The organism is Janthinobacterium sp. NKUCC06_STL (assembly GCF_019345455.1).
Lineage (GTDB): Bacteria > Pseudomonadota > Gammaproteobacteria > Burkholderiales > Burkholderiaceae_D > Janthinobacterium > Janthinobacterium rivuli.
On sequence record NZ_JAHKQY010000041.1, the window covers coordinates 1 to 292 of the forward strand.

A 292-nucleotide genomic window follows, 5' to 3' on the forward strand; every position below is an offset into this window, starting at 1 on the left:
GTACAACGTTGTTGCTTGTTTGTTGATACATACAATCATTACCCATCGATTCGCTTTTTACGGCAAACCGATCAATAAATAATCTTTACTTCTTCCAGATTGTTAAAGAACGAAACAGCTTTGATCGCTAAAAGATCAAATCTAAACCCACAGGCTTACATTTGTACTTTCGAGTAAAACGTGGTGGAGGATGACGGGATCGAACCGACGACCCCCTGCTTGCAAAGCAGGTGCTCTCCCAGCTGAGCTAATCCCCCTGAGATTTTACTAATTAGCTGGTAGGGCTGGTTGG

Annotated in this window: 1 tRNA gene; it reads right to left on the reverse strand. The window is 43.2% G+C overall.

The window, feature by feature from the left end:
• Positions 1–181 precede the first annotated feature (181 nt).
• A tRNA-Ala gene (locus KO539_RS29905) sits at positions 182–257 on the reverse strand.
• Between the last annotated feature and the right edge of the window lie 35 nt (positions 258–292).